The sequence below is a fragment of the Congzhengia minquanensis genome (assembly GCF_014384785.1).
Classification (GTDB): Bacteria; Bacillota; Clostridia; order UBA1381; family UBA9506; genus Congzhengia; species Congzhengia minquanensis.
The window spans coordinates 708,560-722,407 of record NZ_JACRSU010000001.1 but is presented as its reverse complement, the minus strand read 5'-3'; the positions used below and the strand labels follow the sequence as shown (position 1 = coordinate 722,407).

Below are 13,848 nucleotides of genomic sequence, written 5' to 3'. Positions count from 1 at the left end.
TACCTCTATTTGTTTCAGCCTTTTCAGCATATCACCGTTCAATGCCTTTTTTTATTTTCTTAATATAAGCAAATGTTTTTTCTTCTCCCTGGTCTTTGAGCATAACCAGCCAGCTTTCCAAAAGGTCTGATGTTTCGGGATGAATGGCCCTTCTTGCCTTTCCCCGCTGAAAATATTCTAAGGGCTGTGCGTTCTGATAATTTTTGCCCTGATACACCTTGCTTGCCGCCACCCGGTCGCAGAACATCTCTTTTACAAACACAACGGGCATTTTCACAGGTCCAACCTTTTTGGTTTCGGGGTTGTAGTCCGTCCAATATTCAAAGTGGTGGCGGTTTCTGCCCTTGTGGTGCATCCAGGCGGCAGAATAGCCCTTTTGCTCCCGCTCGCCTTCGTTTGGGCTGCGGGTGCCTTGATAGTATTTTACCCCTGCCGAAAATTCCGTCCACGAAAACTTGGACAAATCGTGCAGAAGCCCCCGCCAAAGGATTCCAGCTTTATAGCAATGGACAATTACCGTGTGGCGGTGCTTTAAAATAGTTTTTAGGTGAGAAAAAAATTTATTCATGGTTTTTTTCTTTCCTGTCTTTCATTACTTTTAACAGTAAGGTGCACAAAATCATAGCCACAGGGAAAATTACACAGCCCAAAAGGCCGGCTTTTAAAGCAGAACCCCCAATGGTAAATTTTTCAGAAATTGCCGCCGCTGTGTTGGGGCCTGTAAAGCAGCCAACGTCGCCTGCAAGGGCCAAAAGCGCAAACAGCGCCGTGCCTCCCTGAGGGCACCGCCCGGCCGCTAAGGACAAAACTCCCGGCCACATTACGCCCACGGAAAAGCCGCAGAGCGCGCACCCAATCAGCGACAGAACGCTGTTTGGCGAGAGGGAAACCAACAGGTAGCTCGCAATGCACAGCCCGGCACAGGTTAAAATGTAATTTGCAAGGTTTAACTTTGCCGCCGCTTTTCCGTAAACAACCCTGGAAATTCCCATTGTGATTGCAAACATACACGGCCCGAACAAATCGCCTACGGTTTTCGACACACCCAGGGCAGACTCTGCAAACAGCGACGCCCATTGCGCCATTCCCTGTTCTGCCGCGCCGGAGCACAGCATTAAAATTAAAAACAACCAAAAGATTTTCATTCCAAACAGCTTTCGGATGGGGATTTTGTTTTCTTCATTGGTAAATGAGTTAATCGGCACCTGGGAGTAAAGCAGGGCGGTGAAAATGGGTAGAATAGCCCAAATAACGCATATAACAGTCCAGTTTTTTGTGCCGAAAATGCTGAAGTAAAGCGTGGTGAGCAGCACCACCGCCACGTGTCCCCAGCAGTAGAACGAGTGCAATAAGCTCATGGACGCGGCTTTCCCGTCTGTGGGAAGCGCCTCTACAATGGGGCTTACCAACACCTCTAACAGGCCGCTGCCCACGGCATAGGTCACGACTGCAATTACCAGCCCGGCAAACGGGTTCATTAAGAAGGGAAGCGTACCCATTAAAATCAGCCCGCCGGCAGCGAAAACGTTTGCCGCCACCACAGAAATTTTGTATCCGATTTTGTCTGCAAAATGAGCGCCTAAAAAGTCCACCGTCATCTGTACGCCGAAATTTAAGGTAATTAAAAAGCTGAGCTGTCCCATTGTTATGCCAAAATCGGTTTGGAAAATGATAAACAAAAGGGGCGTAAAGTTATTGATAACCGCACTGACGATATAGCCGCAGTAGCAGGCAAATTTTGTGTGTTTAAAGGTAAATGTCATTTAATTTGTAACCTCCGGAAGTTTAAAAATATTATAGCATAAAATATGTCATTTTTCCATATTAAGCGCAAAAAAAGCAAATTACATAAATTGTTGTTTCATATATTTTGCTAATCCACACATGCATACAATACGTTCCGAAGTCTTGGGTGGGTGTAAGGCTCTTTGTTGTTCAGCATGTGCTGGCAATAAAACAGCGCTGTGCGGCTGTTTGGGTCAATTAAAACATAAGACCCTGCCGCGCCTCCCCAGCCAAATTCTCCAACGGGGCCAATTGCGCCGCCCTTTGCCCGGTCGATCATGGTGCGCACGCCTAGACCATAACCGTAGCCTGTGTGCTGAATCCAGTTTAAATCTGTTAAAGCGGCGCCCTCTAAGCAGTTCGTCCGCATTAAATCAACCGTGGCCGGCGACAAAATTCTGCTGCCGTTTTTGCCAACGCCGCCGTTTGCCAATGCGTCGGCAAATAAAATATAATCATCCGTGCAGGAAACCATTCCTGCGCCGCCGCTTTCATATTCCGGCGTTAAAATATAGCTGCAGTCTCTTTTTTGCAGCTCCGGCCGGTTGGTTTCGTCGTTAAACCGATAGAGGGGCGCTAACTGCTCCTTATTTTTATCGGAAACGCCAAACGACGTTTTCGTCATCCCCAGGGGTTCAAAAATAGTTTCTGTTACATACTCACCGAACCGTTTGCCGGAAACCACCTCCACCAGACCTGCCAGCACGTCGTGGCATAGGCTGTATTGCCAGTGGGTGCCCGGCTCGAAGGACAGTGGTTCCTTTGCAATGGCGCGGACAACGTCGAGGGTTGTTGCGCGGCCATCTTTTTCACGGATGACCTGGGTAATGGAGGGAGAAGCAATGTCATAGGTAAAGCCTGCCGACATGGTGAACAGATCGCGGATTTTAATTTCGGTTTTCGCTTTTTCCCCATTGGTTAAAACCATTTCAGAAAATTCCGGAATATAGGCCGCAAGCGGGTCTGTCAGCAAAAACTTGCCGCGCTCTAAAAGCGTGAGCGCCGCGGCGCAGGTAACCACCTTTGAGCAGGAAAACAAAAAATAGGTTTCCTTTCCCGTGATGGGAAGTTTCTGTTCCAAATCGGAATATCCTGCCCGGTGGCGGAACACTTCCTCGTGGTCTTGATAAACGACACAGTCCACGCCCGGAATTCCAATTTCTAAAAATGAATCTAATAAATCGGACAGTTTCTGAAACTGCATATAATCCCTTCCTCTTATCATTATTATGAAATCTATTATATAACAAAAAATTCCAACATGCAATGGGTTTTATAAATTTTTGCCGGTTTCTTGACTTAGAATACCCCCTGTGTTATAATAATTTTTCACTCAATTATTTTTCAGTTTGGAGGGAGTCCTTTGCCGATTTTATGGAATGAAACAGAAAAACTGTTCCACTTAAAAACAAAACATTCGTCTTACATATTTTGCATTGCCCATGGGAAATATCCCGTTCACCTCTACTACGGCAAGCGGTTGGAAAACACTCAGGGTCTTGCCGTCTTTTTAAACAAACTGGGGGGCAGGCCTTCGGTTTACGCCAAAAGTCCGGAATTTATTGGAAAAGAAGACGATTTTCGGCTGGAGCTTGTGCCGCAGGAGTATCCCTTTTACGGGAATACCGACCTGAAAACCCCGGCGTTTTCAGCGCGGTATGAAAATGGTTCAAGAATTACAAACGCCGTGTATGCCGGCCACAAAATTATGGACGGAAAGCCCCGGCTGTGCGGCCTGCCGTCTACCTACACGGAAAGCGACGCAGAGGCCCAGACATTAGAATTAACCCTGACGGACGAGCTTACCGGGTTAAACATTATTTTAAGCTACACAGCCTATGAGGAAACAGACGCTATCTGCCGCAGTGTGCGCGTGGAAAACAACGGCGAACAGACTGTGGACATCACCTCTGTTATGAGCGCCAGCGTGGACTTTTTAGGCGCTGATTTCGACCTGATTACTCTGGGCGGAACATGGACAGACGAGTGCAACATTACCCGCCGGCCGCTTGCCTTCGGCATCCAGTCGGTGGACAGCAAGCGCGGTTCGTCGGGCCATATGCACAGCCCGTTTCTGGCGCTGGCGGAAAAAGGCGCCCGCGAAAATTCAGGCGAGGTTTACGGCTTCAGCCTGGTTTACAGCGGAAACTTTGTTGCCGGAACAGAGGTAAATGAGTTTCATATCTCCCGTGCGTTTATCGGCATGAATCCCTTCGACTTTAACTGGCGCTTAAATCCCGGCGAAACCTTTACCGCGCCGGAGGCCGTTATGGTTTATTCCGGCAAAGGGTTTGGCGGCATGTCACGCACTTATCACCGGCTCTACCGCACCAGGCTTGTCCGAGGCAAGTTCCGGGACAAAAACCGCCCTGTTTTGGCAAACAACTGGGAGGCCACAACGTTTCAGTTTAACGAGGACAAAATTATTGCCATTGCGCAAAAAGCCAAAGAGGCCGGCGTGGAATTGATGGTGTTGGACGACGGCTGGTTCGGCAACCGCAACGACGACACTACCTCGCTGGGGGACTGGTTCCCCAACCAAGAAAAGCTGCCAAACGGCATTGGCGGTTTGGCAGAAAAAATTGAGGGGCTGGGGCTGAAGTTCGGTCTCTGGTTCGAACCGGAGATGATTTCGCCCAAAAGCAAGCTTTATGAAATGCACCCCGACTGGTGCATTCATGCTGAAGGCCGGGAACGGAATTTGGGCCGGCAGCAATTGATTTTAGACCTGACGCGGCAGGACGTGCGGGACTTTATTATTGGATTTTTAACGGATATTTTGAAAAATAACCCCATCTCCTACATCAAATGGGACTATAACCGTAACTTTACCGACATCGGCTCGGCCACGCTTCCGCCCGAGCGGCAAAGCGAGGTGGCGCACCGGTATATTTTAGGGCTTTATGAGATTTTAGAAACCATTACCACCGCGTTTCCCAACGTGCTGTTTGAGGGGTGCGCCAGCGGCGGCGGACGGTTTGATCCGGGACAGATGTATTATTTCGACCAGTATTGGACCAGCGACAACTCCGACGCCATTGCGCGTTTAAAAATTCAGTATGGAACAAGCCTGGTGATGCCTGCCATTATGCAGGGTGCCCATGTTTCGGCCTATCCCCACCACAGCCTGCACCGTTTTGTGCCCATGAAAACCCGGGGACACGTGGCTATGACAGGGCAGTTTGGCTATGAGTTTGATTTGTCCAAAGCAACGGATGAAACCATTGCCGAAATGAAAGAGCAGATCGCACTCTCAAAAAAAATTGAGTCTGTTGTGCACTTTGGCGACATGTATCGTTTAGATTCTCCCTTTGAAACCGACTGTTCCTCTGTGGAGTTTTTGTCAGAGGATAAAAACACGGCAGTGCTGTTCCATTGCTGCACGCTGGGAAAAATAAACGGCGCGCCCCACTTTGTGAAAATGAGCGGGTTAGACCGGGCAAGCGAATACGCCTGCGAGGAAACGGGTGAGGTGTTTTCCGGCGCGGTGCTGGAAGATGTGGGGCTTGCCTTTCGCCACAGCAAAGATTTTGAAAGCTGGATTTATATTTTTCACAAGCAGAAATAATTCGCAATCGGGTTATAACCCGTTATGCGTCATTTGTGATATGGTTATCACGAGGTGATTGTTATGCTGATAACAAAGAATGAACAGTTAAAAAAGTTTGCGCCCGAAACCCGGCTTTGGCAGGGTATTCCGGCAATTGAAAAAACAAGGGGAGGAAAGCTGTTTGCCGCACTTTATTCCGGTAACACCAAAGAAACCGTGGGAAACTACTGCGCGCTTTTGGTGAGCACAGATGACGGCAAAACGTGGGCCGACCCTGTGGCCGTGGCGTATATCGGCGAACATGGCCGGTGTTACGACCCCTGTTTGTGGATAGACCCAAACGGCAGGCTGTGGTTTATTTGGGCGGAGCACCCCGCAAGATGTGTGAAAGCCGTGATTTGTGACAATCCGGACGCAGAACCCTTAGTTTGGTCAGACGAGTTTTGTCTCAGCGGCGAGGTGATGTTAAACAAGCCCATTGTGCTCACTTCCGGCGAGTGGCTTTTCCCCAGTGCCTTTTGGGATGGGAGACTCTACGGCTTCCCCGGCCAGCAAGATGTGTTCGGCGAAAGCACTGTTGGCGGTTCTGCGGTATTAAAATCGGCAGACCGGGGCAAAACCATTTCTCGCATTGGCGGCGCCATTGTCCCTTCCCGCAGCTTTGACGAGCACATGCTGCTGGAAAAGCAGGACGGCACGGTTCACATGTATGTCCGCACCACCTACGGCATTGGGGAAAGTGTGTCTTATGACCGTGGGAAAACCTGGACCACGGCTTTCGACAGCAAGTTGGGCGGGCCCTGCTCACGGTTTCATATCAGAAGACTGCGGTCGGGCAGCGTTCTGCTCATAAACCATGTGAATTTTACCGGCAGGAACAATTTAACCGCGCTTATTTCAGACGACGACGGAGCAACGTGGAAATGGAGCCTGCTGCTTGATGGGCGGAACGATGTGTCATATCCCGACGTAACGGAGGACGGCGACGGAAACATTTATGTTATCTACGACCGGGAGCGGGGCTGTTTTAAAAAGTCCATGGCCGAAGCGTTAAAGGACGCACGGGAAATTTTGCTGTGCAAATTCACAGAAGACGACATTAAGGCCGGGCGCGGGGAAAATATAAAACGAAGCACCGTAAGCAGACTGGGAGAATATCGCGGGGAGGACAAAAACCCTTATGGCGAGCTTGCGCTGTATTCCGACGAGGAATATATAAAACTGCTTGTAAACACTGCCGAACCACAGGACGCATTAGAGAAAATATTTAGTCGCTTTGGCGTTTCGTGCAGCCAAATGCACCAAATTGACCGCCGCGCCTTAGACGGTGCCATTTCAGAGCTTTTAGTGAGTGGTGCAAGCCTTGCGTTGGTTGAAAGGGTAGTTTCCATTCTTTCGGCGAACAAAACGGTAAGCGATGGCGCTGGAGCGGTGTTTGGCAGAATGATGGACTATATCAGTGAAAACCTGACGCAGGATTTTACGCTGGACGATATGGCGGAACGCCTATCAGCCTCCAAGTTTTATTTGTGCCACCTGTTTAAGGAGAAAACAGGCACCTCGGTTTATCGTTATCGTCAGGAGCTGCGGCTTTCCAAAGCAAAAAAACTGCTGCTTGAAACAGAATTTTCCTTAGGGGACATTGCAGAGCAAAGCGGATTTTGCGACCAGAGCTATTTTACAAAGCTGTTTAAGCTTTTAGAAAACATAACGCCCACAGAATATCGAAAGCTAAACAAATAAAAGAAAACGGAACGCAAACTGCGTTCCGTTTAATTTTTTTTGCAGGAATTAAAAATCAACTTCTGTGCCGTAATAAATGCAGGTAAATAACTGTTCCATCTGCTCCGGCGTAATTTGCCTTGGGTTCGAACCTGTGCAGGCATCGCCCACAGCGTTAGCCGCAATGTCTTTCAGTTTAGCTTTAAATTCGGCCTCTTCCACACCGAAATCCTTCATGGTTTTCGGTATTCCAAGCTGTGCGTTAAAGCATTCAATCTTTTCGATCAGCGCGTTAATTAACGATTTTTCAGAAAGACCGGAAAGGCCAACCCGTTTTGCAATTTCCGCATAGCGGCTGCTTGCAACAGAGTCTTTTGCGTTATACTTGATAACATAGGGCAGATACATAGCGTTTGCGCACCCGTGGGGAATGTGGCCGGTTGAGAACGCCGCGCCTGTCTTGTGGGCCATGGAATGAACAATGCCCAAAAGCGCGTTTGAAAATGCCTGGCCTGCCAAACACTGCGCATAGTGCATTTGTTCCCTTGCGTGCATGTCGCCGCGGTAGGATTCCGGCAGATAGTCGAACACCATTTCAATGGCTTTTATAGCCAGCGGGTCGGTGAAGGGGGAGTTCAGCGTAGAAACAAACGCTTCAATGGCGTGTGTCAGCGCGTCCATTCCCGTATATGCCACCTGTTTCGGCGGCAGAGTTTCAACCAAATCGGGATCTACAATTGCAACGTCGGGGGTAATTTCAAAATCTGCCAGGGGATATTTAATGCCCTTTGCATAGTCTGTGATAACAGAGAACGCCGTAACCTCGGTTGCCGTGCCGGAGGTTGAAGGAATTGCGCAGAATTTTGCCTTTGTGCGCAGTTTCGGGAAGTTAAACGGTGTGCACAGCGCTTCAAACGTGGTGTCGGGATATTCATAAAACGCCCACATTGCCTTTGCCGCGTCAATGGGGGAGCCGCCGCCGATGGATACAATCCAATCCGGCTCAAAATCCATCATCGCTTTCGCGCCCTTCATAACCGTTTCAACAGACGGATCCGGCTCAACGCCTTCAAATAGGGTAACCTCCATGCCCGCTTCCTTTAAATAGTCCTCGGTTTTTTGCAGAAAGCCGCTGCGGCGCATGGAACCGCCGCCGGTTACAACAATGGCTTTCTTTCCAACAAGGTTTTTGAGTTCGGAAAGCGAACCCTTTCCATAAAACAGGTCTCTTGGTAACGTAAATCTTGCCATAATGATGGCCTCCTTTAATAATAAAATATGTTTAATTGTTATTTTTTTAACGATTTCAAACATATTATATCATTCATCTTTTACAATTTCAACCCTTTTTATAAAAATTGTTAAATTATTCACAATTTGGTAATGAAAGAAATGTCAAAACCTCCTCTTTACTAGGAACAGACACACTTGCGCCAAACCTGCTCACCGCGATGGCCGATGCAGCGGACGCATAGCGAACGCTTTCTTTTAAGGTTAATCCGCGGCAAAGACAAGCACAAATCCCGCCGATAAATGTGTCGCCTGCGGCGGTGGTGTCTACCGCAGTTACGCGAAATGCCGGCTGAAAAACAACCTCGCCGCCATACCGAAACGCAGAGCCCTGGGCCCCCAGGGTAATAACGGGCTGTTTTATGCCCATTTCCTCCAGTGCGCAAATTGCTTTTTTCACCTGCTCTTTTCCGCTGATTTCGAACCCAACCACCTGTGACGCTTCAAATTCGTTGGGGACAAAAAGGTCCACATTTAGAATAAGCGCACGGGACAAGGGCTGAAACGGCGCAGGGTTTAAAACCACCGTGCATCCGTGCTTTTTTGCCAGGCGCGCCGCCGTTTCCACAGCTTCCATGGGAATTTCCAGCTGAAGCACCACAATGTCTGCCGCTTGAAACAGTGCCTCGTTTGCCGCAATCATTTCTATTGTGACCAAACCGTTGGCCCCGGCGTCTAAAATAATGTGGTTGTCACCGCCGCAAACCGTTATTACCGCCACGCCGGTGGGGGCGTTATCGCACACCTTCACAGCCGGACACACGCCGGCCTGGTTTAAGTTAGAAATTGCCATTTTGCCGTAAACATCATCCCCCACGCAGGCCAGCATGGTAACGTCGCCGCCGCTTTTGGCAATGGCAACCGCCTGGTTTGCACCCTTGCCGCCGCAGATGGTGGAAAACCCGCTGCCCGACACGGTTTCGCCCAGGCTTGGAATTCGTTCCGTTTTTATCACCAAATCAATGTTAACAGAGCCTACCACTAAAATTTTGTTCAATTTCTTCTCTCCCTCCCTTTTGGGGTCAGTATATCAAAAAAAATTGGTTTTGTAAATAAAAATTTCTACGAAATTTGTGTTGCAATTTACACCCCGCTGTAATACAATTAAGAAAAACTTTTGAAAAGGAGTGGGGCACATGGAACTATGTTTTAATTTAGAATATTTATCAAAGGACATTGGAATATCCCAGGCTGTAAAAACGGTGAAAGAAGCAGGCTTTCATCTTTTAGACTACACGCCCGACGTAACCCAAAACTGGCGGGGAGATTTAGAGCAGACACAAAGCTGTTTTGAACGAAACGGCCTGTCTGTTTATCAGTGCCACGCACCCTTTAACCGATATCACCAATATGGCAGCGCGGAAAACCATAAAAAACTGGTAGATGAAAGCCTCAGCGCCGCAATTGAGCTAAGCGCAAGCTATTTGGTTGTGCATGGCGATGAATTTGACTTTGATCGCCTTGTTTATTCGCCGGAAGCTGCGCTGCGGTTTAACTATGAATATTTTGCGCCTGTGGTGGAACGGGCGGAAAAATACGGCGTTGGCATTGCCTTTGAAAATGTGTTTGAAGATATGGACGTTCCCAGAAACTGCTCAAAAACAGAGGATTTAAATGCGCTGATTGAAAAATTTCACTGCGACGCCGTTTGCTGTTGCTGGGATTTCGGCCACGGAGCAGTGTCTTACCAAGAGAAACAAAGCGAAGCCATTGAAAAAATGGGGAATAAAATCCGCTGTACCCATGTGCACGACAACTATTTGAATGCCGATTTACACCTGGTGCCTTATCTTGTGTTTCGACGTCATCTAAGCTATCTCTAATCCGTATTTTACTCGGTTTAAGCAGTAGCAAAAACACCCAGTTATTTTACTAAATTCTTTTCTTGTTCACTTTTATGTTCGCTTGTTCGGTGCTTTGTTCGTCTGTTCACTTTTTCACTGCTTATTTTTATGAATATTTAGATACCATCTTTGGCTTATCTTTAATATCATTGATTCTCAAATTTAATGTTGCTGATTAAACTGTGGGCGAGTCACCAGTACTCGTCCACAGTTTAAGGAGAAAACTTAAGCTCTCTGATTACGAATTTGATGCATTCGTCCCCTTACAACAGGACATTTAGCAAGTTCATGCATTTGACTTTCTGCTGAAGATTGGCACTCCCATATACGTTCAGTGTGAACGAAACATTCTTATGGCCTAAAATTTCTGACAACGATTTGATGTCAAACTCCGGGATTTCAATTGCTCTAACAGCGAACGTATGTCGGATTTCATGGAACTTCACCTTTTCCAGTCCATTGCGTTTAAGAAAGCGTGCGAAAAACTGTCTGTAGGTACGAGGTTCGGTTGGTTTAGTTTTGCCGGTCAAGAAGTAATGATTTGGGTTATCCGTGTAAAACTTCTTGATGATATTCATCAGTAACGAGGGTACGGGTATTATTCGTGCTGATGTTTTTGTTTTGGGCGATCCTATATGAAGATAAGATACGCCCTTCTTTTTGTCGTAGATGCGCTGGACAGTCTTGTTGATACTAATAGTTTTATCCGTCAGAGAGATGTCCCTCATCTGCAACCCGCAAAGCTCACCGATGCGCACACCGGTAAAAAGTGCAATGAGGATGCCAGCAGTCTTCCTGTTTAAGTCCATGTAGATGCACTGAATAAGCGCTTGCTCCTGATTCTTTGAGAGTGAAAACACCTTTTTGATACCCAACTCTTTCGGGTATTCGATGAGATCCCAATTCAGCAGTGGAATGACGCGCTCTTTGTAAGCGTACTCCATTGTCAATCTGAGAACAAGGATAACATCGCGGATTGTTTTTACTGTCAGTCCTCCAGAATTGTCCAACCTACCGGAATTGTAGAGATACGATATGTAACTCTGAATGTCCGCTTCGGTAATGCTGCCGATTTTACGCTTGCCAAAGTATGGAATTAAATGATTTTCGGCAATCAGCGTAAAGCTGGCGTGGGTTGACGGTGTGATCATTGGTTTCTTTTGATTTAACCAAGTGTTCAACAGCGTCTTGAATTGTGTGTTATTAGTCATTTTAATCACCTCCACGAACATTATCCGATGAAGGGCTAATCAAGGCGTTATTATCCTCAAGTAATGGTCTCGAAAAGCATCCGAAACTTCGGTTTCCGGGCTTTGATGAGCCATACAAACAATGTCGTATAGGTGACATTTATGCAGAAAGAAGTCAGCGCGGAGCATCTGATATGGAATTACTTTCTGTCACTATGAATGGTGGTGTCATGCCTCGTTCGGAGATCGAAGGCAAAGACAACTCAAGCGAAGACAAGAGCAACTATAAGATTGTCCTGACGGGTGATATGGTCTACAACTCCATGAGAATGTGGCAAGGAGCAAACGGCATATCACCTTGTGATGGAATAGTAAGTCCTGCATATACAGTTCTCAAGCCCAAATTTCCAATCAGTAACGGCTATTTTGCAGCTCTGTTCAAAAGCCCAAACTTAATCAATGAGTTTAGGAAGAACTCACAAGGCATGACTTCTGATACATGGAACTTGAAATACCCTCAGATTGAAACTATTAAAGTTTGTATTCCGTCTCTCTCTGAGCAAGAACGGATTGCTGATATGCTCGGTACTCTCCAAAAACGGATAGCAAAACAAGCGCAGCTTGTCGATAGTCTCAAGAAGTATAAAAGGGGACTTCTTTCCTTTACTTTTGAAGAAATGTCTATTTCAGACGATGCAGACTCAACAACCTATCTTTTTTCTGAGATTGCTCAGCGAAGAAAAGAAAAGTACAGTCCTGGCAGTAGGGTAGAATATCCTTGTATTGAGCTGGAGCACATTGAGCAAGGAACAGGCAGATTACTCGGTAGTGTGTCATCTACGACTCAGATCAGCATTAAAACAGTAGCAAAGACCGGAGATGTCCTCTTTGGCAAACTGCGCCCTTACCTGAGGAAGTTTGCGTTTGCGGAGCAGGATATGGTTTGCTCATCAGAGATATGGGCATTTGTCCCTTCAAAGTATGTGCTTCCGAAATACCTCTATTATCTCATTCAGACAGAGCATTTTCTGAGAGTTGCAAATATAAGCTCCGGCACAAAAATGCCCAGAGCTGAATGGGTAAACATAGAAAAGGAGTCTTTCGATATACCTTGTATTCCTGTCCAAGATAAAATAATCGCAGTTATGGAAGCAGTAGACAAAAGGATATGCGCATCAGACGATACTTTAAGTCTGCTCTTAAAAGTAAAGGAAGCCTTGTTGCAGCAGCTTTTTATATGAAGAGCTGCTGCAACAACGAGTTGCGCAGTTTATTTAGATTATCCAATTCTTTCTCACACGCCTCCACACGGTTGCTTATTACCTCAAGTACCTTAATTATGCGGTTTTGAGTTGCTGGATCTGGATAGGATATTTCAATCTTAGCGATTTCGCCTGCCTGAACATGAACAACAGACTTCCCCTGAGCAACACGGGCAATGCTCCCGTTTACAATGTGGTTAAGAATATAGCTCATTATCCTTCCATCAATTTTAGTGCTTCGGAAAATGTTTAGATCACCAGCAAGGATAACCCCCGGCAGCATAACACACGAAGCCGTGGAGATTTCTTCCGGTGTTTCCCCGGAAGTAGGTATAAGCACATCTCCCACCATGCTCTGATATACTTGATCGACTTCTGCCTCCGTTTTTCTGACAACGGTTGTAATTGCCTCATGGTAGGTTGTATATAATTCTCCGTACAGAATAAACGGAGTTCCTGTTTCAGATATATCGGCTTTGGACAATGGCGCACCCTTGATAAAAGAACCAAGATTTCCGATGGTATCATGCCTCCATTGAACTCCGCTTAGCTTACAATGCTCTGGTGTTAAAAGCGAACGAACGACACCCCTTTTATACTTCTTGAGACTATCGACAATTTTCCTCTGAGCATCAATTCGATTGTCCAGCATGGTAAGAAAATCTACAAGTCTTTGTTGCTCATTAATAGAAGGAAAAATCACTGAACCTGTCAGCACAAAAGTGTTATTTACCTTCATATCATGCTTTGCTCCAATATTGACCAGCGGCTTGAGGAATTTGTTTAGCCTAAAATCATTTGAAAAATAAAGGTCAACAAACTTTGGTATGACAGTGGTTGAGGGATGATATACAGCATAAAGGGTAGACACTATGCCCGGAACACCTTTATTTGCTTTGATAATTCCGTAAGGATTTGCTTTTAGAGGACTCTTTGTATATACAATATCACCTGTTTCAACTACATGGTAATCAGCAACACTCTCGCCGGCGAATGAGCGTCCTTGAAAGGCTATTTGATTTACAATACCATATTCACCGGAAACCGAAAGAACATCCTCTTTTCCGAATATCAGTTTTTTATTGCGATCTGTGTTCTCAACAAGATAATGTGATAGTGTTTTTTCCTTCCACGGCTCATCAAAGCCCGGAAACCGAAGTTTCGGATGCTTTTCGAGACCATTACTTGAGGATACATTTGTCATA

At 46.6% G+C, this 13,848-nt stretch carries 11 protein-coding genes; 4 read left to right on the top strand and 7 right to left on the bottom strand.

Annotated elements, in window-relative coordinates; genetic code table 11:
- Positions 1 to 31: 31 nt before the first annotated feature.
- The 3 genes from H8698_RS03455 to H8698_RS03445 form a co-directional block, all read right to left on the bottom strand.
- Positions 32 to 568, bottom strand: coding sequence for a DUF5662 family protein (locus tag H8698_RS03455; RefSeq protein ID WP_249311172.1), 537 nt, complete (start codon positions 566 to 568; stop codon positions 32 to 34).
- A complete protein-coding gene (locus H8698_RS03450; RefSeq protein ID WP_249311171.1) occupies positions 561 to 1,763 on the bottom strand; it encodes an MFS transporter in 1,203 nt (400 codons plus the stop codon). The genes H8698_RS03455 and H8698_RS03450 overlap by 8 nt, the downstream gene beginning before the upstream one ends.
- 110 nt (positions 1,764 to 1,873) lie before the next feature.
- Positions 1,874 to 2,989, bottom strand: a complete 1,116-nt coding sequence (locus H8698_RS03445) for a serine hydrolase domain-containing protein (RefSeq protein ID WP_249311170.1) — start codon at positions 2,987 to 2,989, stop codon at positions 1,874 to 1,876.
- A gap of 159 nt (positions 2,990 to 3,148) precedes the next feature.
- Here H8698_RS03445 and H8698_RS03440 point away from each other — a divergent pair, with 159 nt between their 5' ends.
- Together H8698_RS03440 and H8698_RS03435 are read left to right on the top strand one after the other, a co-directional pair.
- Positions 3,149 to 5,353, top strand: a complete 2,205-nt coding sequence (locus H8698_RS03440) for an alpha-galactosidase (RefSeq protein WP_249311169.1) — start codon at positions 3,149 to 3,151, stop codon at positions 5,351 to 5,353.
- A 63-nt stretch (positions 5,354 to 5,416) separates the two neighbouring features.
- Positions 5,417 to 7,078 carry a helix-turn-helix domain-containing protein gene (locus H8698_RS03435; protein ID WP_249311168.1) on the top strand — a complete coding sequence of 554 codons (1,662 nt, stop codon included), beginning with the start codon at positions 5,417 to 5,419 and terminating at the stop codon, positions 7,076 to 7,078.
- 48 nt (positions 7,079 to 7,126) lie between these two features.
- On the opposite strand, the gene H8698_RS03430 is transcribed toward H8698_RS03435, so the two are convergent.
- Positions 7,127 to 8,308, bottom strand: coding sequence for an iron-containing alcohol dehydrogenase (locus tag H8698_RS03430; protein WP_249311167.1), 1,182 nt, complete (start codon positions 8,306 to 8,308; stop codon positions 7,127 to 7,129).
- Between the two features lie 115 nt (positions 8,309 to 8,423).
- Positions 8,424 to 9,344 (bottom strand): ribokinase, encoded by a 921-nt coding sequence (gene rbsK, locus H8698_RS03425; RefSeq protein WP_249311166.1) that lies wholly within the window; start codon positions 9,342 to 9,344, stop codon positions 8,424 to 8,426.
- Positions 9,345 to 9,483: 139 nt separating this feature from the next.
- Here rbsK and H8698_RS03420 point away from each other — a divergent pair, with 139 nt between their 5' ends.
- On the top strand, positions 9,484 to 10,170 hold the full coding sequence (locus H8698_RS03420) for a sugar phosphate isomerase/epimerase family protein (RefSeq protein ID WP_249311165.1): 687 nt from the start codon (positions 9,484 to 9,486) through the stop codon (positions 10,168 to 10,170).
- A 284-nt stretch (positions 10,171 to 10,454) separates the two neighbouring features.
- Here the strand turns inward: H8698_RS03420 and H8698_RS03415 are convergent, their stop codons facing one another.
- Positions 10,455 to 11,402: a site-specific integrase gene (locus H8698_RS03415; RefSeq protein WP_249311164.1), complete on the bottom strand. Its 948-nt coding sequence runs from the start codon at positions 11,400 to 11,402 to the stop codon at positions 10,455 to 10,457.
- A 173-nt stretch (positions 11,403 to 11,575) separates the two neighbouring features.
- On the opposite strand from H8698_RS03415, the gene H8698_RS03410 reads away from it, so the two are divergent.
- The gene (locus H8698_RS03410) at positions 11,576 to 12,622 is read left to right on the top strand and encodes a restriction endonuclease subunit S (RefSeq protein ID WP_249311163.1); all 1,047 of its coding nucleotides are present in this window, start codon (positions 11,576 to 11,578) and stop codon (positions 12,620 to 12,622) included.
- Here the strand turns inward: H8698_RS03410 and H8698_RS03405 are convergent.
- On the bottom strand, positions 12,615 to 13,847 hold the full coding sequence (locus H8698_RS03405) for a restriction endonuclease subunit S (protein WP_249311162.1): 1,233 nt from the start codon (positions 13,845 to 13,847) through the stop codon (positions 12,615 to 12,617). The genes H8698_RS03410 and H8698_RS03405 overlap by 8 nt on opposite strands.
- Position 13,848: the final 1 nt, after the last annotated feature.